The organism is Flavobacterium tistrianum (assembly GCF_003254545.1).
Classification (GTDB): domain Bacteria; phylum Bacteroidota; class Bacteroidia; order Flavobacteriales; family Flavobacteriaceae; genus Flavobacterium; species Flavobacterium tistrianum.
Map to the genome: position 1 here is coordinate 81,190 of NZ_QJRH01000073.1, position 26,480 is coordinate 107,669.

Sequence of the window (26,480 nt, forward strand, 5' to 3'; positions counted from 1 at the left end):
CTTGTTATTGACGATACTTAAAAAAACAATCTTATTTTTTGAACAATATTCAAAACACTCTCTATATTTGCATAAAAATAAATTTTAATGGAAAAGATATTCGATAACACGCAAGTTGCATTTTCACTAAAGAGTGACACGGAACTTGATAGAGCTTATTTTCTTTTCAAAATGATTGACAGCGAGCCTTTAGTAAGAATTGGAACTGCTGTTACTAATTTTGCAATTAAAGCTCATTTACCAGTAGAGGGATTAATTCGTGCAACTGTTTTTGATCACTTTTGTGGTGGTGTAAACGAAAACGACTGTCTTACTGTTGTAGACAAAATGTTTACAAAAGGCGTTTCGTCTGTTTTGGATTATTCTGTTGAAGGAAAAGAAGAAGAAGAGCAGTTTGATGCAGCTTTAGAAATGACTTTAAGAACAGTAGATTTTGCTAAAGAGCGTTTAGCAATTCCGTTTGCTGTTTTCAAGCCAACAGGTTTAGGGCGTTTTGAATTGTATGAAAAATTAGGAGAAAAACAAATTTTAAATCCGGCTGAACAAGCAGAATGGGATAGAGTTGTAGCTCGTTTTGACAAAATATGTAGTGAAGCGCACAAAAAAGATGTTGCCTTATTAATTGATGGTGAAGAAAGCTGGATGCAAGATGCAGCTGATGAGTTGGTGACAAATATGATGCGTAAATACAATAAAGAAAAAGCGATTGTATTTAACACTTTACAAATGTACCGTTGGGATCGTTTAGATTACTTGAAAAAACTTCATGAAGTTGCTAAAACTGAAGGTTTCTATATTGGAATGAAATTGGTTCGTGGAGCTTACATGGAAAAAGAGAACAAAAGAGCCGAAGAAAAAGGCTATGTTTCTCCAATCTGTGTTTCTAAAGAAGCTACCGACGTAAATTACGACAATGCTGTACAATACATGTTAGAGCATATCGACAAAATGGCCATTTTTGCTGGAACTCACAACGAATTGAGCTCATACAAACTAATGGAAATGATGGCACAGAAAGGAATCGCCAAAAACGATCCTAGAATCTGGTTCGGTCAATTGTACGGAATGAGCGATAATATTAGCTATAACTTGGCTGAAAACGGTTATAACGTTGCTAAATACTTGCCATTTGGACCAGTAAAAGATGTTATGCCATACTTGATTCGTCGTGCAGAAGAAAACACTTCTGTAGCAGGTCAAACAAGCCGCGAATTGTCTATGATTAAAACTGAACGTAAACGCAGAAAAGGGAAATAATTTTTAGTTTTCAGTTTTCTGTCTCAGTTTACAGTTTTTATAAATACAGAACCCGACAAGTTTTAAAAAACTGTCAGGTTTTCTTTTTTGTAAAATATTTTAAATAAAAAAGCTCCGATTATAAAATTGGAGCTTTTTTATTGGAATTTGGAATTTATAAAATTTGGAATTTTACATTTAAGAGTTACTAAACTGCAAGTTACTTAAATTCTTATAAATTCCGTTTTCTAAGTTTATTAATTCTTGGTGTGTTCCTTCTTCAGAAATTTTTCCGTTATCGAGAACTAAAATCTTGTCTGCATTTCTAATTGTAGAAAGGCGATGAGCAATAATAATACTTGTTCTTCCTTCCATTAAGACTTCTAGGGCTTCTTGAACTAGTTTTTCGCTTTCGCTGTCTAGAGATGATGTAGCTTCGTCTAAAATCAAAATGCTTGGGTTTTTAAGCAACGCTCTCGCAATCGCAATACGCTGGCGCTGTCCTCCAGAAAGTTTAACACCGCGTTCTCCAACCAAAGTTTCAAATTTTTCAGGGAAACCGTCCACAAAATTGAAAGCATTGGCCTGTTTAGCAGCTTGCATAATTTCTTCATCTGTAGCATCTGGTTTTCCGTAGGCAATGTTTTCTCTAATTGTTCCTCCAAATAAAATTACATCCTGAGGCACAATGCTCATGTTTCCGCGAAGATTTTCTAAATCGTAATCATAAATATTTTTTCCGTCAACAGTAATTTCACCTGAAGTAATATCGTAGAAACGAAGCAGAAGGGAAGAAATAGTCGATTTTCCTGCTCCACTAGGACCTACAATCGCAATTTTCTGTCCGAATTCTGCCGAGAAGTTCACATCTTTCAGAACTTGAATTTCCTGGCGTGTTGGGTAACTGAATGCTACATTTTTGAAAGTAACATTTCCTTTAATTTTTTCTTGATTTTTGTTTGAATCAGAATTGATTTTCTCTGGATTTTCGTCTAATAATTCAAAAACACGTTCTGTCGCGCCAATTGCTTTCTGGATTTGTGCATATAATTCGGCAATTCCACCAAAAGAAGCTCCTACGAAAGTCGAATACAATACGAATGAAATTAATTGACCAACGCTCATTTCACCAGCAATACTCAAACGAACTCCATACCAAACTACAGCAACGATTGCACCAAATAGACAAAAAATGATAAACGAAGCAAAATAACCGCGATATTTACCGCCTTTAATGGCCAATTTTACCACTTCGCTGATTTTTCCTTTATAACGTGCAATTTCGTACCATTCGTTGGCAAAAGCTTTCACGATACTAATTCCTTGCATCGTTTCTTCAACAATTACTTGGCTTTCGGCAACCTGATCTTGCACTTTTTTAGAATATTTTCTAATGAATCTTCCAAAAACAACCGCTGCAATTGCTACTAACGGAACTACAGAAAGCATTAATAAAGTCAATTTGAAACTTTCTGTTGCCAAAAGGATAACTCCACCAATAATTAAGATAAACTGGCGTAGGAACTCTGCAATTGTAGTTGTTAATGTATCTTGAATTTGTGTAATATCGGCACTAATACGGCTGTTTAATTCTCCAACTCTTTTTTGAGAAAAGAAAGTCATCGGTAATTTTACCAAATTAGTATATAAAGCCAGACGTAAGTTTGCCAATGTATTTTCGGTAAAGTTTACAAACAATGAAAGTCTGAAGAATGAAAAGAAAGATTGCAAAAATAAAATTACTATTAATCCTAGAGCTATTGTATTCGCCTCGTCATTGTCTTTATTTTTTACACAATCAACAAGCATTCCCATTAATTTAGGAAAGGCAAGGGCAGTGGCACCAGTAAGCAAAAGAAAAATCAAACCAATGAAGAATTTCCATTTGTGATGTCCTGCGTATGTAAAAATTGTTTTTGCTTTATTAAGTGAAGTAGCCGTTATTTTTGATTTTGGTAAATCATTTTCTTTAAATCGTGCCATTAGATTTTACTGTTTTTAGGTTTACAAATGTATAACTAAGTCGAATTACTACAAAGGAATATTAAGAATTAGAACTCTAAATTTGGCTTTTTAACGAAATTATAAGAAAAGGACAAAAAAACTTTATTTTTTAAAGGTTTGAAAAATAGCTTTCTAAATAAAAAAACGAAAAAATATTTCATTTTTTTTCTAAAAAGGCTTGCAAATACAAAATCTAGCTGTAAATTTGCACTCGCAATCACAAAATGATAGCTGCCTAGTAAAATAGGGCGATTAGCTCAGCTGGTTCAGAGCACCTCGTTTACACCGAGGGGGTCGGGGGTTCGAACCCCTCATCGCCCACAAAAAACTCCTTAAGCAATTAAGGATTTTTTTTTTTTTGACTTTCCTGAATGTAATGATTTAATTTACACTCAGATTTGGGGAGATACTCAAGCGGCCAACGAGGGCAGACTGTAAATCTGCTGTGTGAACTTCGCAGGTTCGAATCCTGCTCTCCCCACGAAAAAATTAAAGCCTGTAAATCTTTCGATTTGTAGGCTTTTTTCATTTTCCTGCTAAACAGTTTCTAAAATTAAATATGTTAGACAAAAACTCTTTTTGTTTATCTTCTAAAATTAATAAACTATTAAAGTAAGTTGTTTTAAATCGATCACTTTCCAAAAACAGGTATTTTAATCTATAATTATATTCTAATTCTTTTTGAATGCTAGCAATTATACCTAAAGATTCAGCTTCTTCAATTTTAAGCCATTCGTTAATTTCAATTGGCTTTCCAAAATTGCAAAGCATTCCAATATCTTTATTTAGTCTTTTAAAGAGATTCAAGCAGAAATGATAAACCGCTTCTTCTGGAACTAAAACCGTCTTTTCAGCCAAATGCAAATTATATGTCACTTTAAAATTAGCATCATCTTCTTTCTCAATTCTAATTTTGTTTACTTCATTCACAAAAATTGCTGAGTTTGAGAACACATCAAAATTGTGTTTGAAGTTTTCTGATAAAATTTTTAAATTTTCAACTATTGTTTCAGCCATTATATAAGGATTGATTTCTTATTCATATCTGTCAAGAAATAATTCTGAGATTGTTTTCCTACAGAAATTATATCAAACAATTAATATTTGTAAATGCTAATATAAATGAAATCCTTTTACATTCATTGCAATAAAGTTTCAATTTGACTATTGCAAATATTCATTAAAAACCATATATTACAATCAATCAAAAAAATCATTATGCAAAATATGAAACAGCAAAAAGACTGGTCAATAGACGAAATACAAAATGTTTGGCAATTAGTTTCTAAACTTCATGACGGCCAAAAATATGGTGGAAGCAATGAAGGCGAAAGAGTAGAATATATCAATCATATTGGAAGTGTCGTTTTTGAGGTTTTAAATGCCAGTCGGCTAACACAAGACATGAATTCTGATTTAGCTATTAAATGTGCAATGCTTCACGATACTATTGAAGATACAGCATTTAATTACGAAAGAGTGAATGATTTATTTGGAACTGAAGTAGCGTCTGGCGTTTTAGCATTAACCAAAAATGATAATATTGAAGATTCTCATGAAAAAATGCTTGATAGCTTAAACAGAATCAAGCAACAGCCGAGAGAAGTCTGGGCAGTAAAAATGGCTGACAGAATATGCAACTTATACCAACCTCCGTATTATTGGAACGATGAAAAGAAGCTAAAATACATCGCTGAAGCAGAAATTATACATAATGAGCTTAAGGATGGAAATGTCTATTTAGCAGAAAGATTAAAGAATAAAATTCAAGAGTATTATCGATTTCTTAGCACTTCTAACTAATTATAATTACAAAAACTCTTTAAGAAATTGAAGAATCTTTTTTTTAAGTTATACAAGAAAAAAATTACCACAATCAAAAAGCTTATTTTGATGGTTTAAAGTCCTCTATAGGCAAAAGCGCATTCGAGTCAGCATTATTTTTGCATCCTCAAAATTAAAAATTTGATGCTATGATTGATTTGACTATTCCTGACTCTTTGCTTATAGAGAAATATTTAGAAGGCAATGAAGAGGCGCTCTCTACATTAATTAAAAGACATGAGTCGAGAATATATAGTTTTATATACTCAAAGGTTAAAGATAAAGATATCTCAAATGATATTTTTCAAGACACTTTTATTAAAATAATCAAAACTTTTAAAGGTAACTCATATAAAGAAGAAGAAAAATTTCTTTCTTGGATATTAAGGATATCCCACAACTTGGTCATAGATCATTTTCGAAAAATAAACCGCATGCCAATGCAAAGGGAAACTGAAGATTTTTCTGTTTTTTCTATCATGCAGAGTGACTGTCAAAACATTGAAGATCAAACAATCACAAATCAAATTCAAACTGATATTAAGAATCTCATTGAAGAGCTTGCAGATGATCAAAAAGAAATAGTAATAATGCGGATGTATCAGAACATGAGTTTTAAGGAAATATCTGAAGAGAAAGAAATTAGCATAAACACAGCATTAGGAAGGATGCGTTATGCTATAAACAATCTGAGAAAAATTATAGAAAAAAATAAAATTACTTTAGACTATTAATTTTCTTTCGTTAATCTATCCAATTCTTTTAGCAAAGTTGGCATTCTGAATTCCCCATGCATACCTTCTATTTTTTTAAACGCTTCATCCAAATCGATTCCGATAGAAGTAATATACAGCGGTTTCTTGCTGTCACCTCTAAATAGCGCTTTTTTACTCTTTTCTATAGAAGCAAAATTTGTTTTAGCAACGCCAATAATTGGAACTTTTATATTCAGTTTTTCGTACAAATAACCGCCTAAACCGTATTTCTGTTCATCATTTAAGTAAACAAAACCATCAACAACGATTGCCTCAACTGCAGATAAATCAATTTGATTTAACAAACTCAAAATGCATGGCAATTCTCTTTTATAAAATTCTCCAGGAATATATTCTGCTACATTCTCTATTGTTTCAGAATGAATTTTAAAGTTTTTATCTTCATTCCATTCTTCAAATTCAAGACAGATTGTTTTTGCTTTTTGGTCAAAATAGTAAGTGTCAAAGGCTAGAATCATGTTTATTACTATAAAATATTTAGAGTCTAAAAATAGAAAAAGCTTTACGAAAGAATTACTACTCTCTAGAAAAACAACAAATCTTTTTTTAAGCGAATCTTTAAAGTTTAAAAATCAAGCTTTTGAAAAAATCCTAAATAAAATGTAGCTTAGCTAAAATTTTAAGAAAACATTATTTCAAATGAAATGGATCACCAGAGAAAGACCCAAAATAGACCGAATCGCTTGTCCGTGGCTAATTCGAAAGTTTGTTGATCCTGAATCTGAATTCATTTATGTTCCTTTTGATGATGTCATCACAAAAGCAAAAGAACTTGATGCTATTCCGTTTGATATTCCAAATGTTGAGTTTACACATTACAATGAAGAATGCACTTTTGATTACATTGTAAAGAAATACGAAATTAAAGATCCAGCAGTTAAAATTATTGCAGGAATAGTGCGTGGCGCAGATACTGACAGGCATGAAATTGCAAAAGAATCGGCTGGACTTTGGGCTATTTCTGCGGGACTGTCTTATAATATTACTGATGATTACGAGCTGTTAGAAAAAGGTATGATTCTATACGATGCTTTGTATAGCTGGGCTACGCATTTGTATCAGCAAAATCATCTTCAGAATAGTCCCTTTGAGAAACTGCTTCATGAGGTTTATGATAAGTTTCTTAAAGACAAAAAAGCATCAGGAAAAACTCCTTCATGGGTAAAAGATCTAAAAGATATCATTCAAGATCAGATTGATACACAGTTTGCTTTTGATTTAAAGAAAATTTCTAGCGAATTAGATTTAAATCCGTCGTATTTGTCTCGAGAATTTTCGAAACATTTTGAAGACTTAAATTTTGGCGAATATGTTAGAAAACTTCGCATTGAAAAAGCAATCAATCTTATTGAAAATTCTTCTCATAATTTGACCGAAATTGCTTATATGACAGGCTTTTCAGACCAAAGTCATTTTACTAGAATTTTTAAGCTTCATACAGGAAAGAATCCTTCTGAATATCGAAAAAAGTCAAAAAAGTAAACCAGATACAAAAGGTAAATTGAGTTCTATTTTTTGACGCTTAATGCTTTTAGTTTTGTTCTAACGAATTAAAAACTAGAAATAATGTCATTCAAGAACACTTTCTTTATTACCGTATTACTTACAGGTTTTACAGCTTTTTCACAAACTACTTATCCAAAAGTAACAGGATATTTTGGCATCATGCATCCTATTGTAACATTTAACAGTGATGAAACTACTGTAAACTTCAGAGATTATTATGCCGTAGGCTTTCCCACAGGAATAAATATATGGAAAAATGAAAAAATCGGATTTTCTTTTGAAATGGTTCCAAACATTAAAGACGATCAAGGAACAAGCAAAGTGACTAATTTATTATTTCATCCTGGAGTTTTGGTTGCTTTAGGAAAAGGCTACACATTTGCTGGAAGAGCTGCTTTTGAAAGTAGTGGTAGATACGGATTTACACCTGTTTTTAATAAAACTATTATAAAAAATAGCAGTTGCAGTTATTATGTTGCCGTTCCTTTACCCGTACGTTTTGGCAACGATCATCCTGCTAGTTTTACAGTAGGTTTTCAGTTTGGAATTGCTTTTTAGTAAATTCTATATTAAAATTTTTATTTAGTTTTAATTGATTATCATTAACTTAGTCATAATCAATTAAAACTAAAGTTTATGAAAACTAAAATGATATGGGCCAACTTTGTTTCAAACGATTTGCAAAAAACAATTCAATTTTATACCAATTTAGGCTTTAAACAAAACGGACAAAACACAGAAGAAATTGTAAGTTTTTCTATTGCGGAGAATAATTTTATAATCAACTTTTTTACAACTGATAGATTTAAAACGGCTTTAAAAGGTAATTTAGTCAATGCAAAAAATGAGAATGAAATTATCTTTTCGCTTTCTGCAGAGAGCAGAGAAGAAGTAGATCTTTGGTATGATAAAGTTAAAGAAATCGGTGGAACTATTTTCTCTGAACCGGAAAACTATCAATTGGGCTATACTTTTGGTTTTGCTGATCCAGATGGCCATAAATTCAATTTTTTATATTGGCCGGGAATGTGATTAATTCCGTTGATTAAAATCAGCTACCAGTTTTTTATTTGCATGTATTATTTCCTGGGGATTAATCATATTCGGATTAAATATCAAATCATAGTTTTTATCCTTAGGTTTAAACTGATTCACGCCATAAGCCACACTATTTGCAGGTATATTTTTGGTTATAATTGCTCCCGCGCCAATTACCGAATTTTCACCAATAACTATTGGACCTAAAATTTTGGCGCCATCAGCAATGATAACATTTTTACCAATGATAGGATTTCCGACGTTTTCCCATTCATCATTAATTTTATTGTACTTCAAATTGGCTCCAATGGACACGTTCTGAAAAATAACCACATTCTCGCAGATTTTAGACGCGACGATTGTACATCCGCGTCCGTGATGTGCAAACAAAACAGATCTATCCATTTCTGCACAGTTTATTTCGCAGCAATATAATTTCTCTAATAAATTGCCTGCAATCAGTTTTAAAAACTTATTTTTTGAATGACAATTGATTTTAACTAATGTATTAAACATATTGTTTTTAAACGTTTAGCAATAATTCATAATTCATAACTCACAACTCAATCTATGGTTCCCAAAGCTCAATTTTATTGCCTTCTGTATCCATAATGTGCACAAACTTGCCATATTCGTATGTTTCGATGTCATCTAGAATCGTAACTCCGTTTGTTTTTAGTTTTTCTACAAGTCCTTCAATATTCTGAACACGATAGTTTACCATAAATTCTTTTTTAGACGGAGAAAAATATTCATCTCCTTTCTTAAAAGGACACCATTGCGTAGATTCTATCTCTTCTGGATTTTCTAGATTTCTAGACTCAAAACTTGCAGAACCCCATTCATTAATTTCTAATCCTAAATTTTTAGCATACCATTCTTTGGTTTCTTTCGGATTATCCATAAAAAAGAAAATACCGCCAAGTCCCGTCACTTTTGGTGTTGCATCGTTTGAATTATTTTCCATATGAGAGTTTTTAAGATTATTTTTCGGGAATCTAAGATATTAAATATTGCTTGCATTTTTATACTATCTGCTTTTGAATTATATTTACATAAACGTATTTCGATCTAAATCTAACTAAAATGAAAACGGAAAGAATTTACAAAATCCTATTTTCTAGCGTATATCCTTTATACATTCAAAAAGTGGAGAAAAAGGGTAGAACCAAAGAAGAACTAGACACTGTAATCAAATGGCTTACAGGATATACTGATGATCAAATTAAAGAACAGATTGAAAAGAAAGTAGATTTTCAAACATTCTTTGCCGAAGCTCCAGAAATTAATCCGAATGCTTCTAAAATTACGGGAGTAATTTGTGGTTATCGTGTAGAAGAGATTGAAGATCCATTAATTCAAAAGATGCGATATCTAGACAAATTAATCGATGAAATCGCCAAAGGAAGAAAGATGGAAAAGATTTTAAGAGAATAAAAAAAGAGGCTTTTAAATAGCCTCTTTTTATGATATTTTAAACATAGCCTGTGGTTTCAACTACTGGAACACAATCAAAAAATATTCCAGATCCTGTGGTTGAAACCACAGGCTATGTTTTCAAAACATTTATTTAATAGCTCATAATTTAATTCTGTACAATTATCTTAAACTCTTAACAAACCGCGAAAACCTCTCGCAGCGTAATAAGAATCAGCTCCATTGTGATACACAAAAACGGTATTATATCTGAAATCTGAGAAAATCGCACCACCTAATTTCCTAATCTCTGGCGGAGTCAAAATCCAGCTTGAAGTTTTGGCATCAAATTTTCCTAATTTTTGCAACTCTTTGTATTGCTCTTCATTTAAGATTTCAATTCCCATTTGTTCAGCCATGTTTATTGCGCTGTCAGCTGGTTTATGTTCTTTTCTTTTTTCGAGCGCTTCATGATCGTAACAGATACTTCTACGACCCTTCGGACTTTCAGCAGAACAATCCACAAAAAGATATTCATCTGTTTTAGCATCATATCCAATTACGTCTGGTTCGCCTTCCGTTCTTTCCATTTCGTCAAGAGACCATAATTTTGATGGATTAGTTTTTAGTTTGGCTTCAATTTTTTCCCAATCTAAATTCTCGTGACGGTTTTTATTCTTTTCAAAACGTTTTTCGAGTATGCTCAATAATTCGTTTTGTTCGTTTATTGTCAATTGCTTTTTCATTTTCTTAAGTTTTTAATTAGAACTGCATCTTCTAGTTTCAGGTCTGAAATACCAAGAAGTTACAGTTAAAACAATTAATAATGTTGGTCCAAAAAGTGCTGATGCTTCATCTTTTACAACCAAATGAGAAACTACAGCTCCAGACATTGCAAAAAAGAAACCTGCATAAGCCCATTCTTTTAACAAACCGAATTTAGGAATCAGAATTGCAATTACTCCCAAAAGCTTCCAAACTCCTAAAAGGGTTAAAAAATAAAGCGGATATCCTAAATGTTGTATCATTTCAGCTTCTTCTTTTACAGGTATCAGCTGTACAATTCCTGTTGCCGTCATACCTAAAGCCAACCATAGAGTGGCAACCCAGTAGATAATTTTTTTTTTTTTGCTCATGATTCTTATTTTAATTTAGTTACAATTTCTTCCAATCGATTATGCGCCATATTCAATCCTTGTGCAAACGGCAATTTTAACTGCGTTGTTCTGTGCTCAATAGATTTATAGATAATCTGCATCGTTAATTTACTCGTATCTTCAGTTAATTTTTCAAACTCTAAAAATTCTAATTGAGGTGCAAAATTGACATTGTCCATTTCAAAAGTGCGCACAATTTTTTGATTCGGAACAAAATCATGAAAAACACCATTTGCTTTAAAAACTACATTCCCATTAGGATCGCTGGTTTCGTATTCCCATCCGCCATATTTTTTGCTTTCCAGTTTCAAGACTTTTGTACCCATCCATTGCGCAACAATTTCAGGCTCGGTGTGAGCTTTAAATAATAATTCAACTGGCAGATCAAATTCTCTCGTAATAACAAGATCTAATCTGTCATCTTCGGCGTGAATTTTTGTTTTCTTTTCCATGGTTTATTTTTTATAGTTTTTCATAATTGCTTCTAACTTATTAAAACGATCGTCCCACATTTTTCTGAATGGTTCGATAAACTTGTCAATTTCTTTCATTTTTTCTGGATTTAAATGATAATAAATTTCTCTTCCGTTTTGTGTTTGATGTAATAGTTCACATTCGTTCAAAATCTGAATATGTTTTGAAATAGTCTGTCTTGACGAATTAAAATTCTCGGCAATTGCTCCAGGCGTCATAGCTTGAATAGCAACTAAACTTAAAATAGCTCTTCGGGTAGGATCGGCTATAGCTTGAAAAACATCTCTTCTAATTTCCATTATGCAGTTATTTGACTGCAAATATAACGAAGTCATTTGACTGCGCAATGTTTTTTTAGATTTTTTTTCAAAAAGAAAACCTTCAAACTTTTCAATTTGAAGGTTTTATGATGTTTGTTTTATTTAGAATAAGCACCTTTAATCTAATCCAGCGAATTGAAAAGGCTTTGTTTCCTTGAAATTAATCAAAGATTCACCTGAATAATTCTCATTATTAGCTAAACTTAATTTTTTGATTTTTCCTTTTTCGCTAAAATCAATTTTGCTGAATTCAACCCAAATCACATTCGGATTCAAAACATTGTCAAAATAATAAACCAGATTTTTTTGATCAGCAACTGTTCTCCAGCGAGTAGAGGAGATGTTTGGTTCCGTTTCTGAGGAAATTCCTAAAGGAACAGAACAGTTTCTAATGACACCAAAAACACTAGACAAAGCTGTTCTGATATTATCTGTCTTCGGAATAGCATCAATATAATAAGAAGCTCTTACAAAGCGATCTGCGGCACGATTCGTTCCTGGAAGCATAATTGTTCCCGGAATTCCTTTCCAATACGCATTGATGGCCAATTGCTGATCAAAAATAGGCGAATTGGTCATCGCTACATATTTTCTATCATGATGAATAACCAATTTGCCATTTATATATTCGAAAATAGCATTATCGCCACTTGCGTCAGAAATAGACAAATGCACTGTTGCAAAAATATTCGTTCCTGGAATGTGTGACGAAGTAATAACAAAATCATTCTTTTCTAATGCAGAAACGGTCTCAGCAACGGTAGAAAAATTATCTAAAACATATTGAAGCCATAAAGAGACAGCCAAACCTTTTACTTTTCCGTTTTTTTCAAATGCAGGATATTGTGATTCTACCAACCATAAAAGATTACCCACGAGCCCTTTTTCGTTCATTCCGTCAGAAGAAGCAATGTCCCACGAACTGGTAATTACGCTTCCGTATTTAGATTTCCATTTAATCGAACTGGTTCCAACTTCTCCAGCTCTTTCAATTCCGCGCGGGAAAATCCATAAATTGGCTGGAATTTCTCCTCGCCAATCCATCGATCGGGCAGTAATAATTGTTCCGTTTAGGCCTTCGTAAACTATCCTTGTACAAGGAAGTACAGTTTCGGTTATTAATAATGTAAAAGCAAGCAGGGCAGAAAAAATTCTGTTTTTGGATTTCATAAAATTTTAGATTTTAATTAAACGTGAACTTGAATTTACCAGTTTTTACTGCAATTTACGGAATTTTTACTTTAATTATTTGAAAATGAAATTAATACTAAAAGAAAAGCGCCAAGATATTTCCTCAGCGCTGATCCTTTTTATTTTAAAGTGAAATACTTTTCTCTATATTGATTTGTTCTAAAAATGATTGATCATGCGAAATCACAATCAAAGTTCCTTTATATTCATTGATTGCAGCAGTTAGTATTTCAATGTTTTGAATATCGAGATTATTGGTTGGCTCATCTAGAATGATAATCTCAGGCGATTCGTTGCTAATAGTTAGACAGCAAAGCATTAAGCGCATTCTTTCGCCTCCGCTTAATGCGCTACAAGGTTTATCCCAATCGTTTCTAGAAAACAGAAAGCGATTCAGTCTCATTTTTATTTCATGCTCTTCTAAACCGCAGTCATTAAAAGCCTGAGCCTGTTCATAAATTTTAAGATTCTGATTCAATAATGAATAATCCTGATCAATATAAATTGCTTTTTTTGCTAATGAAGTAGCTTGACCTTGTGTTGGAATCAATTCTCCAAGAATAATTCTGATTAAAGTTGTTTTTCCAGATCCGTTCAGCCCTTTTATGGCAAAACGTTCTCCAGAAAGAATTTCAAAATTGAGATTTTCATTCCAAAGAAATTTATCTCCATAAGCATAATTCATATCTGAAGCCTTAAAAAGTGTTTTTCCTTTGAGAAAAGAAGTGTTTTCAAATCCAAATTTCATTTGATCAATAGCAGGAAGAGAAGAACGCAACTGTCTCAAATCCTCAGAAATTCCGCTAATTTTTTCGGCGTGAACGTCTTTGAGTTTAGAACTGCTGTTTTCAGCTTTATTACGAAGCGTATTCATCATAATTCTGGCAACCCCTGATTTCTCTTGCTTTTTTTTGCCTCTAGAATCTAGTTTGTTTTGGCGTTCAGCACTTTCTCTTTCTTTTTCTTTGGCTTTTTTCAATGCCTTTTCTTTACTCTGAACATCTTGTTCTAAAGCATTATTTTCTATTTTCTTCTGTTCGCTATAAAAATCATAATTACCGCCATAGACCGAAACTTCATTTTTCGTCATTTCTAAAGTCTTATTCAAAAGATTAAGCAGTATTCTGTCGTGACTAACCACTAAAAGTGTACTAGAAGTAGATTTTATAAAATCATACAATAATGTTCTACCAGCAAAATCTAAATGATTGCTAGGTTCGTCCAGTAAAACTAAATCGGGTTCATGAATCATAATACCGGCCAAAAAGACTTTTGTTTTCTGGCCTCCGCTTAAAGTTTCCATTTTTTGGTTCAAATCCAAATCATGGAGTTTCCAATAGGACAAAGCTTCACTACAGCGTTCCTCAATTGTCCAGTCGTCATTTAAAAGCTGAAGATTTTCTTCGGTTACAATACCTTCAAGTATTTCTTTAAGTGAAGTTATTCTTTCCTTTATCTGCAAAGCTTCAGCAATAGTCAAATCATTAAATTGTCCGAATAATTGCGGAACAAAGTAAGGTTTAGAATCATGCATGATCTGCCCTGAAAAAGACTGCAATTCATCTGCGATAATCTTTAATAAAGTAGATTTTCCAACACCATTATTCCCAACCAAAGCGGTTTTATCGTGATGGTTTAGCGTAAAACTTATGTTTTGAAACAGCATGTCTTTATTCTCATGCTGATATGAGATATTTTGAAGAATAAGCATAATTCCTTTCTTTTATAGATAAATAATCTAGCAGCCACAAAAGAGTGGTTGCCTACTAAATTTTCCTGAAAGAAATTATTTTTCACATAGAGCAGTGCTTATTTTAAGAACTGCAAAGATATTTATTTTAGTTTTAAAAATCAAAAAACCATTCTTAACGATAGAAAAGAATGGTTTTTTAACATTGAATTACGTTGTAATTCTATATTTAAATTTTACTAAATGTCAGTTTGGCTTCTTTGGTATCTAGGATTAATTGATCATCTGTTATTGTGCTCACACATTCATAAGGTGTACCAACTTCATCTTTTATAACAAGTTTTTTACCTTTTTGTGTTAACGCATAAGTTCCGTCAGTTATTTCACGAAGTAGATATCCTGTTACATGCCCATCTTCCGTAAAAGTAAGCATACCGTTGGCTAAAATAGCGTTTTTTGTAGAATCAGAAACAGCTTCTTTTGGTTCTACAGCAGTAACTTTCCATGAATTCACAAGCTTGTCTCTTTTAAGATGGCATGAAACTATTACGACAGCAATTGCAATTACGAGGGTAAATAATTTAAAGTTTTTCATGATTTTGTGATTAAAAGTTAAACAGGAAAAAGTTACAAAAAAAAATGATATTAAAATATTCGAAATCAAATATTTATAAAGATTTTTTTTACTTCTTTAAATGAATTGCTTTTAATGCAGAAAGTCATTATTTTCGGCACTTTTGCTGATAACCAACTGTTTATAAAAAGACTATTTTAGTAGTAGGAATTAGTTGGAATAGCTTTTTGGGGTAAACTAATTTAAGGTTAAAGCTCCTAAAATTTCCTCGTACATAAACGGTCCACCAGGATAAGTTGCCGTATAGTCTAAGTTCATCCAGACTTGACCGCGTTCGTCTATATGATAATGCAGTTTTTTGCCATAGCTTTCTTTCACAAAAAGAACATTCTTAATCAGATAATTGACTTTTTCTAAATCAATCATCGAACCAATTAAGATTTCGGGATAAATATGCCCTTTTGTATGAATAAGACGCGGAGTTCCGCCAATAGAGCGCACAGCTGCCGCCATTAAAATAGAGTGATCATCGCAATCGCCAGAGAAATATTCTAAAGATTCGCTGGCGGTTGCAATATAATCACCATCTTTTGGATCGTTTACATAGTTCCATCTACTGTTTATTTCTTTAAAAACAGCAAAACACTGAATTATGGTTCGATAATCTGAATAGCCTCGAATACCTTTAAAATGCTTTGAAGTTGCCATAATAGCAAAATTTCGCACTTTCGGATTCTGGTATTCTATAGCATTGATAATCTTAGTTTTATTTGGAAACGGAAGCAGTTTTGCCACAATAATATCCTGCGGATATGGATTGTCAGACATGGTGTAAATCATGGAATTATAATCTTCTGAGATTTCATTAAAACCATAATTTCCAATCACAGATCCATAAAACAGAATTAATAAATAAACCGCAACGCACAGAATAATAATTGTTCTGAGATACATCAGAAGAAAAAATATTGCTGCAAAAACAAAAATAAAGATAAATATGCGATCTAGATTGAATGCCCATTCCAGATCGATTAAATTTTGATGCAGTATGATGAAAATCGGAATGGTAATTAAAAGACTTAAAATCGAAATAATAATCCTGTCCCACGGTGATTTCACCTGTAGTTTGGATTTTAATCGCGGTAAGTCAATTTTAGGGAATTTCATCATACGAATCAAAAAGCAGTATTACAATGCTTTTACTGTTTCTACAAAAATACTTTTTTTATCAATAATTCCCAGATCAAATAATTGATTTTGAATTTTATTAAAAGATTTTTCTGTCAAATTTTTCTGTGACCACTGAGTCAATTTCAACCATTCTTTAATATCTTCTGCTTTTTGATTAAACAGTTTAGATAATTTCTTGTCAATCTCTGGAATCTCTTTAAAGTCAACCGTTGTTTTGTTGATTATTTTAAGAATCGTTTCTACCGTTTTAGGATTCTTTTTTAAGAATTCATCTCGTCCTACAATAATAAATGAAGGCCATGGAGTAGGGCAGTCGTCAATACGTCTAAAAACACCTTTATCTACAAGAGGTTTCGTCATAAAACGTTCCCACATAAAATAATCAGCTTTTTTATTGGTTAGAGCATCTACAGCGCCATCAATTGTATTTACAATTTCAAATTCAAGATCATCCATTTCCCAGCCTTGCTCATTTGCATTTACATAAGCCATTAATTGTGATCCAGAACCAATTCTAGAAATCGCTGCTTTTTTATTCTTAAGATCTTTCAGCGTTTGAAAATCTGATTTTGCATCAACGTGAATTCCCCAAATTAGAGGAGATTGCACATAAACCTGAACAATTTTACTCGGATTTCCGGCCGCAATATCTTTAAGAATCCCTTCGGTTAGAATAACAGCCAAATCTGTTTCTCCGTCACGAAGCATTTGACACATTTTCCCGGTTCCTTCGGGAACATTTGTCCATTTTAAGTCGATGTTCTCTTCTTCAAATTCGCCGTTTTCAATACATAGATGCCACGGCAAATTGAAGTGTTCCGGAACACCCACAATTTTGACAGTTTTCATTTATTTTAAGTTTAAGTTAAGTTGCTTGGTATGCGTATGCGTAATCTTATGGTTAAATTTGGTTAGTTTAGTTTTTTAATAAATCTGCTCTATGTTTTTCTGAAAGGCAAGGTTCTGCAAATTCTATAATTTCTTTTGATTCATATTCATTGAGAAGACTTCTCACCAAAGAATAATCTATGTCTTTGGCTATTTCAGCCGCAAAAAAAGTTTCGTTTAATCCCTCAGAAAGGCAATTAAGCGCTTTTAGTTTTTCTCTGATGATTTCCTTATCAAAACCTTTTTCTAAAACAGCTACCTGAATAATCGAATTTCCAGAATTCTGAATCGTTTTTCTATGCATAAAACGCTCTTCCGTCTCATCATATTCTGCATAAAAAATGTCATCTGTAGCAATCAAAGGACCAAAAAACGGAATATTGTCCAGCTTGAAAAGACCTTTTTCTAGATCTATAATTTCCGCCCACATGGTTTCAGAAACGACTTCATCTAGATAGTCACTATAGTATTTAAATAATATTTTTTTATGAGTTTCCTGTTCCATTATTCAATTTCGCTAATTACAGCTTTTAAAGGTGATATTACGATTCTATAACCATCTGGATCCTGAATCATTTTTCCGTTTTCATTCCAGAACGGATTCAGCGATGGTATAACTGCAATATTTTGCTGCGTTAATTTATTCACTAATTTATCGTAATCTGCAATAGTTTTTGGGTATAAGACCATAACATCGTCTTCATCAAAAGTATGTTGGGCTTTAACATCAGATTGAGTAAACTCAAAATGCCAGTCTAAACCCGGTTTTCCGATAAAAACACCATCATAATTATTGTGATGTTCAAATCCACCTAGGCGTTCAAATCCGAGGACATCAACATAAAAATTTTCAATTTTTTCTAAATCATTCGTATGTCTGGCCACTCTCAAAAACATAATTTATGCTCTTATTTGATTAATATGATGTTCTAAATGATCTATATAATCGGTCATTAAAAACCTTAAATCTATTTCAGATTCGTCGGCCAAAATGATTTTGTAATCTAAAGCTTTTTCATCAACAGATTTCATCAATCTCACCAGCTGCTTGTTTATGGTAAACCATAGCTGCGTAAGTTCCTGAATATCTATTTTCTGATACTGATTTAAATTTACTAAATCCATTTGATTATACGGTCTGTGGCGATATGGTTTTTCTGCATAATTAATCTCCGTAAAACGAACCAAATTATGAATTGCAGAATCGACTAAATGTCCCAAAATCTCTTTTTTAGACCATTTACCAGGATTTTTTACTTCTAAAATTTCATTGTTTATTGTTGGAATATAATTGACATTTTCGTTCAATAACTGTTCAAATTTAAGAATAGCGTCTTGCATAAAATCTCTAATTAATTACCTGCTAATTTATTCAATGTATAAGCAATCAACTCATCAACAGCTTTGTACGGATCTGCACTGAAAGTTCCAGAAGCACGATTGGCAATAATTGCGTTTAACGATAAAGCATTGTGCCCTAAAAGAGCAGAAAGTCCGTAGATTGCTGCTGTTTCCATTTCTAAATTAGTGATTTTAGTTTCGTTAAAACTAAAATTATCCATTTTATTGTTTAATTCTTCGTCTTGAATATTCAGACGCAAAACTCTTCCTTGCGGACCGTAGAATCCTCCAGCAGTTGCTGTAATTCCTTTAAAAATTCGATCAGATTCAATTAATTTTTCTAATGTTTCAGAACATTGCGTCACATAAGGTTTTCCTTTTTTAGGATCCCAATTGGTATGCTGTACAAATGCATCTTCAATTTCTGTAATCGAAACATCATCGATTAAATAGGAGCGAAGCATATTGTCTAATCCCAAACCAAATTTTGACATTACAAAACTATCCACTGGAATATCTTCTTGCAGAGAACCAGAAGTTCCAATTCTAATAATATTCAACGAGGTCAGTTTTTCTTTTGGCTGACGCGTTTCTAAATCAATATTGACTAAAGCATCTAATTCGTTTAGTACGATATCAATATTATCAGGGCCAATTCCTGTAGAAACAACAGAAATTCTTTTGCCTTTATAAATACCAGTTTGGGTTTTAAATTCTCTTTTTTGAGCAGAATATTCGATTGAATCGAAAAATTGAGTGATTTTTTCTACTCTGTTTTGGTCACCAACAAAAATAATGTCGTGTGCTATATGTTCAGGACGAAGGTTTAAATGGTAAACACTTCCGTCTGGATTAAGTATTAATTCTGATGATTGTATCATTTTTTTTTAAAGTTGCTAAGGTTCTGAGGTGCTATCCCGATAGCTATCGGGACTAAGTTTTTCAACTTGGAATTTGGAATTTTAAAAATGGAATTTTATTATTCTAGCCACCAACACGTTTGGTTTTGAATCCTTTTTCTTTTAAGATTGCCATTATTTTATCTCGGTAATCGCCTTGAATTATAATCGAATCGTCTTTGAAAGTTCCGCCAACGCTCAGTTTGGTTTTGATTTCTTTGGCTAAGATTTTAAAATCTTCATCAGAACCTTCATAACCTTCAATAATAGTGGTTGGTTTTCCTTTTCTCTTTTCAAATTTACAAATCATAGGTTCCTTCTGAACGTAAAGAACGTGTTCTTGTTCTTCAACTTGTTCAGGCTCATTTGATTCAACATGATCTGGAAACAGATTCTTTAATTGATCTTTTAAGTCCATATTTTTTTTATTCTAAAAATAAATTTCAAGCATAAAGATATCTAAAAATTAAATTCCAAACCCCAAGAAAAACTTGGAATTTGGAATTTTTATATCTAGAAAATATTTAAGCTTATTTTTTGATTAAGCCTAATTCTACTAAACGTTCGTATAAGAACTCTCCAGCTGAAATATCTTCGTATTTTTTTGGATTTTCTTCATCAATGCAATTTTCAAGGCAATCCAAACGCATATCGCTTACTGGGTGCATGAAAAACGGAATTGAATAACGTGAAGTTCCCCACAATTCTCTTGGCGGATTTACCACTTGGTGAATTGTAGATTTTAATTTGTTGTTAGTGTGTCTAGACAACATATCACCAACATTGATTACCAATTCGTCATCCTCAGCAATGGCATCAATCCAATCGCCATTGTGGTTTTGAACCTGCAATCCTTTACCTTGAGCTCCCATCAACAATGTAATCAAGTTGATATCACCGTGAGCTGCCGCACGAATTGCATTTTCTGGCTCAGAAGTAATAGGAGGGTAGTGGATTGGTCTTAAAATTGAGTTTCCTTCTTTTGCATAATTATCAAAATAAAACTCATCTAGACCTAAATGTAAAGCCAAAGCTCTTAAAACATAAACACCCGTTTTTTCCAATTTTTGGTACGCTTCTTTACCAACCGCATTAAAACGAGGTAATTCGGTAACTTCAACATTGTCTGGGTATTCAGAAGCCCATCTTGAATCTTTGTCAACGTATTGGCCAAAATGCCAAAATTCTTTTAAATCTCCTTCTTTGCGTCCTTTAGCATGTTCTTTTCCAAAAGAAACATAACCTCTTTGTCCGCCGATTCCAGGAATTTCATATTTATGCTTAGTTTCTATTGGCAAGGCGAAGAAGTTTCTAATTTCACCATAAAGTTCGTCTACCAATTGGTCATCAAGAAAATGACCTTTTAAGGCTACGAAGCCAATGTTTTCAAATGCACTGCCGATTTCATTTACAAATTTTTGTTTACGTTTCGGGTCGTCCGAAAGGAAATCACGTAAGTCTACACTAGGAATGTTTTGCATACTTTACATTTTTTATTTTAAAGAAGAAAGGTGTCATAAGTACCTTTCGCTAACAAAGGTAAATAATATTTTAGAAAATAATCTTAAGCTCAGGCATTAAAAGCAAATTTCTTATTAAAAATTTATTTAGTATTCTAATAAAACAACCACAATTTGTTATATTTGAAACACTAAAAAATAAAAAAATACATGATCTTTTACCGCCAAAACCTGACTGACGCGCAATTATTAGATTTATATAAAAAAATATTAAAACCCAGATTGATCGAAGAAAAGATGCTCATCTTGATTCGACAAGGAAAAGTTTCCAAATGGTTTTCTGGAATAGGACAAGAAGCTATTGCTGTTGGAGTTACTGCAGTTTTAGATCAATCTGAATACGTATTGCCAATGCACCGAAATCTTGGTGTATTTACTACAAGAGAAGTTCCGCTTCACCGTTTGTTTTCGCAATGGCAAGGAAAAGCAAATGGTTTTACAAAAGGCCGAGATAGAAGTTTCCACTTTGGAACTCAAGAATATAATATTATAGGAATGATTTCGCATTTGGGTCCGCAGCTAGGAATCGCTGACGGAATCGCTCTTGCAAACAGACTTCAAGACAATAAAAAAATCACTGCCGTTTTTACCGGAGAAGGCGCTACAAGTGAAGGCGATTTTCACGAAGCTCTAAATATTGCAGCGGTTTGGAAACTGCCTGTAATGTTTATCATTGAAAATAATGGTTACGGACTTTCTACACCAACCAACGAACAATATGCTTGTGAAAACCTTGCAGACAAAGGAATTGGTTACGGAATTGAAAGCTGGATTATTGACGGAAATAATATTGTAGAAATCTACAATAAACTGTCTCAGTTAAAGAGAGAAATGCAAGAAGATCCGCGTCCGATTTTGTTAGAGTTTAAGACTTTCAGAATGCGCGGGCACGAAGAGGCGAGTGGCACAAAATATGTTCCTCAGGATTTAATGGATCAATGGGAACTGAGAGATCCTGTTACAAATTACAAAAAATATTTGACTGAAAACGGAATTCTGACCGCTGAATTAGACGAACAATTTCGTACCGAAATCAAACAGGAAATCGATGAAAATTGGGCAATTGCAAATGCAGAACCTGAAATTGAACCAACTTACAGCGGAGAATTAGATGATGTTTATGAAGAATTTCAATATGAGGAATATAGCCATAATTCAGAATCAGAAAATATTCGGTTTATAGATGCCATTAGAAATAGTTTAGAGCAGTCTATGTGGCGCCATAAAAACCTTGTGATTATGGGTCAAGATATTGCTGAATATGGCGGAGCTTTTAAAATTACAGAAGGCTTTGTTGATGCTTTTGGAAAAGACAGAATACGCAATACGCCAATTTGCGAAAGTGGGGTAATTTCAACCGGAATGGGACTTTCTATAAATGGTTATAAAGCGATTGTAGAAATGCAATTTGCTGATTTTGTTTCGTCTGGATTTAATCCGATTGTCAATCTTTTGGCTAAATCTCATTACCGCTGGGGCGAAAAAGCCGATGTTGTTGTTCGTATGCCTTGCGGTGGAGGAACTCAGGCTGGGCCATTTCACTCTCAGACCAATGAGGCTTGGTTTACCAAAACTCCAGGTTTAAAAGTTGTTTATCCAGCATTTCCTTATGATGCAAAAGGACTTTTGAATACTGCAATTAATGACCCGAATCCTGTTTTATTCTTCGAACATAAATTATTGTATCGCAGTATTTATCAAGATGTTCCGAAAGACTATTATACTATTCCTTTAGGTAAAGCAGCTTTGGTAAAAGAAGGAAAATCGGTAACGATTATTGCTTTTGGAGCAACTATTCATTGGGCTTTAGACACTTTAGCGCAACATCCAGAAATAGATGCCGATTTAATTGATTTAAGAACTTTACAGCCTTTAGATACTGAAACGATTTTTGCTTCGGTTAAAAAAACGGGAAAAGCCATAATCTACCAAGAAGACACTATGTTTGGCGGAATCGCAAGTGATATTTCGGCTTTAATTATGGAAAATTGTTTCGAATATCTAGATGCTCCTGTAAAACGTGTAGCAAGTTTAGATTCGCCAATTCCGTTTACAAAAGCATTAGAAGATCAGTTTTTACCTAAAAGTAGATTTGAGGAAGTTTTACTTGAAATTCTAAGATACTAAGCTTCTAAGATGCTAAGGTTCTGATTCTAAAAAAAACTTAACCCCGATAGCTATCGGGGTAGCAACTTAGAACCTTAGAAACTTTAAATAAGAACTACTAAACGTTTCCCGTCTGGAACTTCTGCGTTCCACATTTTTTCTATCTCTGATAAATTCACTGTTTCAATATTTACTTTTAGTATATTTTTTGAAGCTAAAAGAAACATTTCTGGAAGGATTTCAGAAAATAAGAGTTTGACTTCTTCTTTTGACCAGCTTCCTAATCCTGAACCTGATAATTGAAGATCTACACTTCTCAAAATTTGAGCAGATAATTGAATCGTATCTCCAGACATTGAGCCAACAGAAACATATCGGGTTTTATGCGTAAAATTTCCGTTTCCTTTTAAAACTGACAAAATAAGCTCTGCCGAATGCCCCCACAAATAGTCTATTACGATATCAATTGGAGTATTTTTATGGATTTCTCTTAGCTGAGAAACAAAAGATTCATCATTCTGTTTTAGAGAAACAATTTTGTCGGCGCCCAATTCTAAAAGACTTTCAAGCGCTTTTTCATTTCTTCCCGTAACAATTATTCTTTTAGCTCCATAATGTTTTGCAATTTGAACCGCCATTTGTCCTGTAAAACCAGTTGCACCATTTATCAAAACCGTTTCTTCAGGTTTTATTCTCGCTCTAAAGCGAAGTGCCATCGCCGAACCTGCAACCGCATTTGGCATCGCCGCGGCTGTTGCATCATCAATTCCGTCTGGTAACGCTACCATTCGGTTTTTCTCTACAAGTGCTTTTTCAGCGATTGTACCAGAGATTCCGCGGGCGTAAACTCTTGTTCCGTTTTCTAGAACTGCGATTCCGTCGCTTCCAACTATAAATCCGTTTTGATTTTCTTTTTCTGAAGAATAATGTTCTCCGCTGGCAATTCCTTTGTCCAAATTGGTAATGGCTACGGCTTTTACCGAAACCAAAATTTCGTTTTCATTTGATGCAATTGGTTCTGCAAATTCTGCATACTTTGGCAATTCGCCCTTTTTATAAACTACTGCTGCTTTCATAATTATTAAATTTTATGAAGCAAAATTACAGAGCTGTTTATGGGCAGACGATAACATTTGTTATCAAATTTTTCTTTAAACCATATAAGTTATATAAGCTAATTTGAGTTTGGCTTAAAAGTCAATTATTCTTTACTTAATAGTTTACTTTTTAGTCTGCTTAGATGCACAGTAGTTATTCCTAAATAAGAAGCGATATAATGTTGTGGAACACGTAATATAATTTGAGGTCTTTCTTTAATTAGATTAGTGTAACGCTCTACAGGGGAATCTTTTATAAATGAAACAAAATATTTCATGTAATCAAAAGTACGCTCAAAAAGCTTATTGATGAAACTATCCCTCAATTCTGGTATTTCTTTGATTTCTTCGAGAATTTTATCCAGATCATTTTTATGAATCCACCATAAAACCGAAGGTTCAATCGTTTCTATATTTGTCGGACTCGGAAGTTTCTTCATAAAACTTTCGATAGAAGCAACGCTCTCATTTTCAAAAAAGAATTGCGTAGTTAAATCTTTTCCGTTATTGTTAAACCAAACCCGAATACAGCCTTTTTCTATGATATAAAGTTTCTTTGAAACTTCGCCTTCTTCTAAAAGCGTAGTTTTTGCAGGAACTTCAAGACGATTGAAATAACCGATATATTCGTTCCATTTTGCATCGGTTAAAGGGAATTTGTTTCGGAATTGATTGAACATTGATTTATTCTAAAATTTTAAATTGTTTTAATCAGAACTACATCCTGCTTCTGTTGCTAAAATATGAAAGAGTACTAGATTTAAAAATTCTAGGGTTTCATCATTTATACTTAAAAATATCTTTGGATTTGAAACCCAACTTTTCTGTTTTAATTGAGAAATTCTAGTTTCTTTAAAATAGTAGGAAAAATTTCCGTCTATAGCGATAAAATAATCTTGTTTTGTATATAATCTTTTGTCAGTATCAAAAACTATTCTCGTGTCTGTTATTTCTACTATTTCCTCCTTAACCAATTCATTTTGAAATAAAATCTTATAAGAAGATTTTATTAGAGTCATTTTATATTTCACCTCTAAAAGCAAAATATCATCATGATTGTAAATTTCTGTAACCTTGTTTGTCCAGTTGGATTTTACCTTAGAATAAAATAACAATTCATTATTTTTATAAACGTATAAACTTCGTTTTTTATCTTGAAGAATTTCTATTTCCATTAAAATCACTTAGAATCCGATTCCACTTCAAATAATTGCACTTGATTTTTCAATCGGTCAATCAGCAAATTCATCATACGTTTATTCAAATCAGAAGAGTTTTGGATATAAGTATTGTATTCATCAACTGTAAAAAGCGCCATTACAATTCCTTTTAAAGAGTTTCTGAATTTAATATCTTTTTGAATGGAATTTTCGATTGTTTGGAGTTTCTTTTCAACCGAGTAAGAATAAAAATCGGGTTTGTTTTTGTTTACATAATTGATAAAAACGGCAATGAATAAGTCGTTCTGAAGTTTTAAAATAGGCCTGATGGTCTGGTTTTGAAAGATCTCATCTGCTGAAGATTGAGCACTTACGGTTCCTAAAGTTTCGCCTCTGAATTCTTTTAAAAAAGTGTCTCTATCTTCCATGGGGTTTTGTTTTTAGTTTTCTTTAAAGTTAAAGAAATAATCCCACAGTAAAAACCTATTTTTGTTTTTCTAAAAATAAATTATGCGATTATTTCTGTTTCTGTGCTTATTATTAGCTTCTTGCAATTCAAAAGAAGATAAAGAAAAATATAACCGTCAATTATATCGTGCTGTAAACAATAAAGACACAGCCGTTCTAGATATTCACATCAATAATAAACGTTTTTACGGACGCTACGAAATTAATCACTACGGAACCGGAAAAGATTCTGGCGATGTGCGAGGTGATCTAAGGGGAGATACGCTGAGAGGCGATTATCATTATATTTCTTTTGGCGGAGCTTGGAAAAGAGTTCCTTTAGCACTTTTAAAGAAAGATGGAAAGCTTTATTTAGGAAAAGGAGTAATCGGGACTTATTTTAATCTTCCGTGTTACGTTCCAGAAGTTCCTATTGAATATAATAATCCTGAGTTTCTTTTTGAAAGGATAGAGTAGGAATAATTAAAATTCCAAACTGAAATGGCTTGTGTGTTTTACCGCAAAGCACGCAAAGTCTTTTGATATACTAAACCTATAAAAACGCAAAGTTCGCAAAGCTTTGTGTAAAACTTTGCGAACTTTGCGTATTTCTTAGCGCTCCTTG

Annotated in this window: 33 protein-coding genes and 2 tRNA genes; 11 read left to right on the forward strand and 24 right to left on the reverse strand. The window is 32.8% G+C overall.

The features are described 5' to 3' along the window. Positions 1-87: 87 nt before the first annotated feature. Positions 88-1,257, forward strand: a complete 1,170-nt coding sequence (locus tag DMB71_RS19355; RefSeq protein WP_111369076.1) for a proline dehydrogenase family protein — start codon at positions 88-90, stop codon at positions 1,255-1,257. A gap of 177 nt (positions 1,258-1,434) precedes the next feature. Here the strand turns inward: DMB71_RS19355 and DMB71_RS19360 are convergent, their stop codons facing one another. Further along, positions 1,435-3,219, reverse strand: a complete 1,785-nt coding sequence (locus DMB71_RS19360) for an ABC transporter ATP-binding protein (protein ID WP_111369077.1) — start codon at positions 3,217-3,219, stop codon at positions 1,435-1,437. Positions 3,220-3,486: 267 nt separating this feature from the next. Here DMB71_RS19360 and DMB71_RS19365 point away from each other — a divergent pair. Next, positions 3,487-3,561 (forward strand) — tRNA-Val (locus tag DMB71_RS19365). Between the two features lie 79 nt (positions 3,562-3,640). Next, positions 3,641-3,721, forward strand: a tRNA-Tyr gene (locus tag DMB71_RS19370). A 44-nt stretch (positions 3,722-3,765) separates the two neighbouring features. Here the strand turns inward: DMB71_RS19370 and DMB71_RS19375 are convergent. Beyond that, positions 3,766-4,257 (reverse strand): hypothetical protein, encoded by a 492-nt coding sequence (locus DMB71_RS19375; RefSeq protein WP_111369079.1) that lies wholly within the window; start codon positions 4,255-4,257, stop codon positions 3,766-3,768. 210 nt (positions 4,258-4,467) lie between these two features. Between DMB71_RS19375 and DMB71_RS19380 the strand changes: the two genes are divergently transcribed. Together DMB71_RS19380 and DMB71_RS19385 are read left to right on the forward strand one after the other, a co-directional pair. Beyond that, on the forward strand, positions 4,468-5,043 hold the full coding sequence (locus DMB71_RS19380) for an HD domain-containing protein (protein ID WP_111369732.1): 576 nt from the start codon (positions 4,468-4,470) through the stop codon (positions 5,041-5,043). Positions 5,044-5,213: 170 nt separating this feature from the next. Continuing rightward, positions 5,214-5,798 (forward strand): RNA polymerase sigma factor, encoded by a 585-nt coding sequence (locus DMB71_RS19385; RefSeq protein ID WP_111369080.1) that lies wholly within the window; start codon positions 5,214-5,216, stop codon positions 5,796-5,798. Here DMB71_RS19385 and DMB71_RS19390 read toward each other — a convergent pair. Continuing rightward, the gene (locus DMB71_RS19390) at positions 5,795-6,298 is read right to left on the reverse strand and encodes an endonuclease V (protein ID WP_111369082.1); all 504 of its coding nucleotides are present in this window, start codon (positions 6,296-6,298) and stop codon (positions 5,795-5,797) included. The genes DMB71_RS19385 and DMB71_RS19390 overlap by 4 nt on opposite strands. 181 nt (positions 6,299-6,479) lie before the next feature. Here DMB71_RS19390 and DMB71_RS19395 point away from each other — a divergent pair, with 181 nt between their 5' ends. From DMB71_RS19395 to DMB71_RS19405, 3 genes are all read left to right on the forward strand, one after another. Continuing rightward, positions 6,480-7,322 (forward strand): chromate resistance protein ChrB domain-containing protein, encoded by an 843-nt coding sequence (locus DMB71_RS19395; RefSeq protein WP_111369083.1) that lies wholly within the window; start codon positions 6,480-6,482, stop codon positions 7,320-7,322. Between the two features lie 84 nt (positions 7,323-7,406). Next, a complete protein-coding gene (locus DMB71_RS19400) occupies positions 7,407-7,904 on the forward strand; it encodes a hypothetical protein (RefSeq protein WP_111369085.1) in 498 nt (165 codons plus the stop codon). Positions 7,905-7,982: 78 nt separating this feature from the next. Continuing rightward, complete coding sequence (locus DMB71_RS19405) at positions 7,983-8,378, forward strand: VOC family protein (RefSeq protein WP_111369087.1); 396 nt, start codon at positions 7,983-7,985, stop codon at positions 8,376-8,378. Here DMB71_RS19405 and DMB71_RS19410 read toward each other — a convergent pair whose 3' ends face one another. Both DMB71_RS19410 and DMB71_RS19415 read right to left on the reverse strand, forming a co-directional pair. Further along, on the reverse strand, positions 8,379-8,900 hold the full coding sequence (locus tag DMB71_RS19410; protein WP_111369088.1) for a serine O-acetyltransferase: 522 nt from the start codon (positions 8,898-8,900) through the stop codon (positions 8,379-8,381). 52 nt (positions 8,901-8,952) lie between these two features. Further along, positions 8,953-9,351 (reverse strand): VOC family protein, encoded by a 399-nt coding sequence (locus tag DMB71_RS19415; RefSeq protein ID WP_111369090.1) that lies wholly within the window; start codon positions 9,349-9,351, stop codon positions 8,953-8,955. 119 nt (positions 9,352-9,470) lie between these two features. Between DMB71_RS19415 and DMB71_RS19420 the strand changes: the two genes are divergently transcribed. Further along, the gene (locus DMB71_RS19420; protein WP_111369092.1) at positions 9,471-9,821 is read left to right on the forward strand and encodes a DUF2200 domain-containing protein; all 351 of its coding nucleotides are present in this window, start codon (positions 9,471-9,473) and stop codon (positions 9,819-9,821) included. Between the two features lie 167 nt (positions 9,822-9,988). Here DMB71_RS19420 and DMB71_RS19425 read toward each other — a convergent pair whose 3' ends face one another. The 15 genes from DMB71_RS19425 to DMB71_RS19495 all read right to left on the reverse strand — a co-directional run bounded on the left by DMB71_RS19425 (position 9,989) and on the right by DMB71_RS19495 (position 21,006). Then, on the reverse strand, positions 9,989-10,546 hold the full coding sequence (locus tag DMB71_RS19425; RefSeq protein ID WP_111369093.1) for a DUF4256 domain-containing protein: 558 nt from the start codon (positions 10,544-10,546) through the stop codon (positions 9,989-9,991). 12 nt (positions 10,547-10,558) lie between these two features. After that, positions 10,559-10,936, reverse strand: coding sequence for a DoxX family protein (locus tag DMB71_RS19430; protein WP_111369095.1), 378 nt, complete (start codon positions 10,934-10,936; stop codon positions 10,559-10,561). A 5-nt stretch (positions 10,937-10,941) separates the two neighbouring features. Then, positions 10,942-11,409, reverse strand: a complete 468-nt coding sequence (locus DMB71_RS19435) for an SRPBCC domain-containing protein (protein WP_111369096.1) — start codon at positions 11,407-11,409, stop codon at positions 10,942-10,944. Positions 11,410-11,412: 3 nt separating this feature from the next. Beyond that, a complete protein-coding gene (locus DMB71_RS19440; protein WP_111369098.1) occupies positions 11,413-11,730 on the reverse strand; it encodes an ArsR/SmtB family transcription factor in 318 nt (105 codons plus the stop codon). A gap of 138 nt (positions 11,731-11,868) precedes the next feature. Next, complete coding sequence (locus tag DMB71_RS19445; RefSeq protein WP_111369100.1) at positions 11,869-12,921, reverse strand: linear amide C-N hydrolase; 1,053 nt, start codon at positions 12,919-12,921, stop codon at positions 11,869-11,871. Positions 12,922-13,066: 145 nt separating this feature from the next. Further along, a complete protein-coding gene (abc-f, locus tag DMB71_RS19450) occupies positions 13,067-14,653 on the reverse strand; it encodes a ribosomal protection-like ABC-F family protein (RefSeq protein WP_111369102.1) in 1,587 nt (528 codons plus the stop codon). A gap of 208 nt (positions 14,654-14,861) precedes the next feature. Continuing rightward, positions 14,862-15,227: a hypothetical protein gene (locus tag DMB71_RS19455; RefSeq protein WP_204251807.1), complete on the reverse strand. Its 366-nt coding sequence runs from the start codon at positions 15,225-15,227 to the stop codon at positions 14,862-14,864. A 216-nt stretch (positions 15,228-15,443) separates the two neighbouring features. After that, positions 15,444-16,376, reverse strand: a complete 933-nt coding sequence (locus DMB71_RS19460; protein WP_035691036.1) for a hypothetical protein — start codon at positions 16,374-16,376, stop codon at positions 15,444-15,446. A gap of 18 nt (positions 16,377-16,394) precedes the next feature. Next, on the reverse strand, positions 16,395-17,246 hold the full coding sequence (locus DMB71_RS19465; protein ID WP_111369104.1) for a substrate-binding domain-containing protein: 852 nt from the start codon (positions 17,244-17,246) through the stop codon (positions 16,395-16,397). A gap of 67 nt (positions 17,247-17,313) precedes the next feature. Next, on the reverse strand, positions 17,314-17,790 hold the full coding sequence (locus DMB71_RS19470) for a DUF4265 domain-containing protein (RefSeq protein ID WP_111369106.1): 477 nt from the start codon (positions 17,788-17,790) through the stop codon (positions 17,314-17,316). Further along, the gene (locus DMB71_RS19475) at positions 17,790-18,182 is read right to left on the reverse strand and encodes a VOC family protein (protein WP_111369108.1); all 393 of its coding nucleotides are present in this window, start codon (positions 18,180-18,182) and stop codon (positions 17,790-17,792) included. The genes DMB71_RS19470 and DMB71_RS19475 overlap by 1 nt, the downstream gene beginning before the upstream one ends. A 3-nt stretch (positions 18,183-18,185) precedes the next feature. Further along, positions 18,186-18,626 (reverse strand): DinB family protein, encoded by a 441-nt coding sequence (locus tag DMB71_RS19480; protein WP_111369110.1) that lies wholly within the window; start codon positions 18,624-18,626, stop codon positions 18,186-18,188. Positions 18,627-18,637: 11 nt separating this feature from the next. After that, entirely contained in the window at positions 18,638-19,507 is an 870-nt protein-coding gene (locus DMB71_RS19485) for a nucleoside phosphorylase (RefSeq protein WP_111369111.1), read from the reverse strand. A 103-nt stretch (positions 19,508-19,610) separates the two neighbouring features. Then, the gene (locus tag DMB71_RS19490) at positions 19,611-19,943 is read right to left on the reverse strand and encodes a translation initiation factor (protein WP_008464140.1); all 333 of its coding nucleotides are present in this window, start codon (positions 19,941-19,943) and stop codon (positions 19,611-19,613) included. Positions 19,944-20,055: 112 nt separating this feature from the next. Continuing rightward, positions 20,056-21,006, reverse strand: a complete 951-nt coding sequence (locus DMB71_RS19495) for an isopenicillin N synthase family dioxygenase (protein ID WP_111369113.1) — start codon at positions 21,004-21,006, stop codon at positions 20,056-20,058. Between the two features lie 189 nt (positions 21,007-21,195). Here DMB71_RS19495 and DMB71_RS19500 point away from each other — a divergent pair, with 189 nt between their 5' ends. Further along, a complete protein-coding gene (locus DMB71_RS19500) occupies positions 21,196-23,172 on the forward strand; it encodes an alpha-ketoacid dehydrogenase subunit alpha/beta (protein ID WP_111369114.1) in 1,977 nt (658 codons plus the stop codon). Positions 23,173-23,255: 83 nt separating this feature from the next. Here the strand turns inward: DMB71_RS19500 and DMB71_RS19505 are convergent, their stop codons facing one another. The 4 genes from DMB71_RS19505 to DMB71_RS19520 form a co-directional block, all read right to left on the reverse strand. Continuing rightward, the gene (locus DMB71_RS19505; protein ID WP_111369116.1) at positions 23,256-24,227 is read right to left on the reverse strand and encodes a quinone oxidoreductase family protein; all 972 of its coding nucleotides are present in this window, start codon (positions 24,225-24,227) and stop codon (positions 23,256-23,258) included. Between the two features lie 125 nt (positions 24,228-24,352). After that, positions 24,353-24,928 carry a Crp/Fnr family transcriptional regulator gene (locus DMB71_RS19510; protein WP_111369117.1) on the reverse strand — a complete coding sequence of 192 codons (576 nt, stop codon included), beginning with the start codon at positions 24,926-24,928 and terminating at the stop codon, positions 24,353-24,355. A gap of 27 nt (positions 24,929-24,955) precedes the next feature. Further along, positions 24,956-25,423, reverse strand: a complete 468-nt coding sequence (locus DMB71_RS19515) for a hypothetical protein (RefSeq protein WP_111369119.1) — start codon at positions 25,421-25,423, stop codon at positions 24,956-24,958. Positions 25,424-25,428: 5 nt separating this feature from the next. Further along, positions 25,429-25,836 carry a glyoxalase gene (locus DMB71_RS19520; protein ID WP_111369121.1) on the reverse strand — a complete coding sequence of 136 codons (408 nt, stop codon included), beginning with the start codon at positions 25,834-25,836 and terminating at the stop codon, positions 25,429-25,431. Positions 25,837-25,918: 82 nt separating this feature from the next. Here DMB71_RS19520 and DMB71_RS19525 point away from each other — a divergent pair, with 82 nt between their 5' ends. Then, complete coding sequence (locus DMB71_RS19525) at positions 25,919-26,332, forward strand: hypothetical protein (protein WP_111369123.1); 414 nt, start codon at positions 25,919-25,921, stop codon at positions 26,330-26,332. Positions 26,333-26,480: the final 148 nt, after the last annotated feature.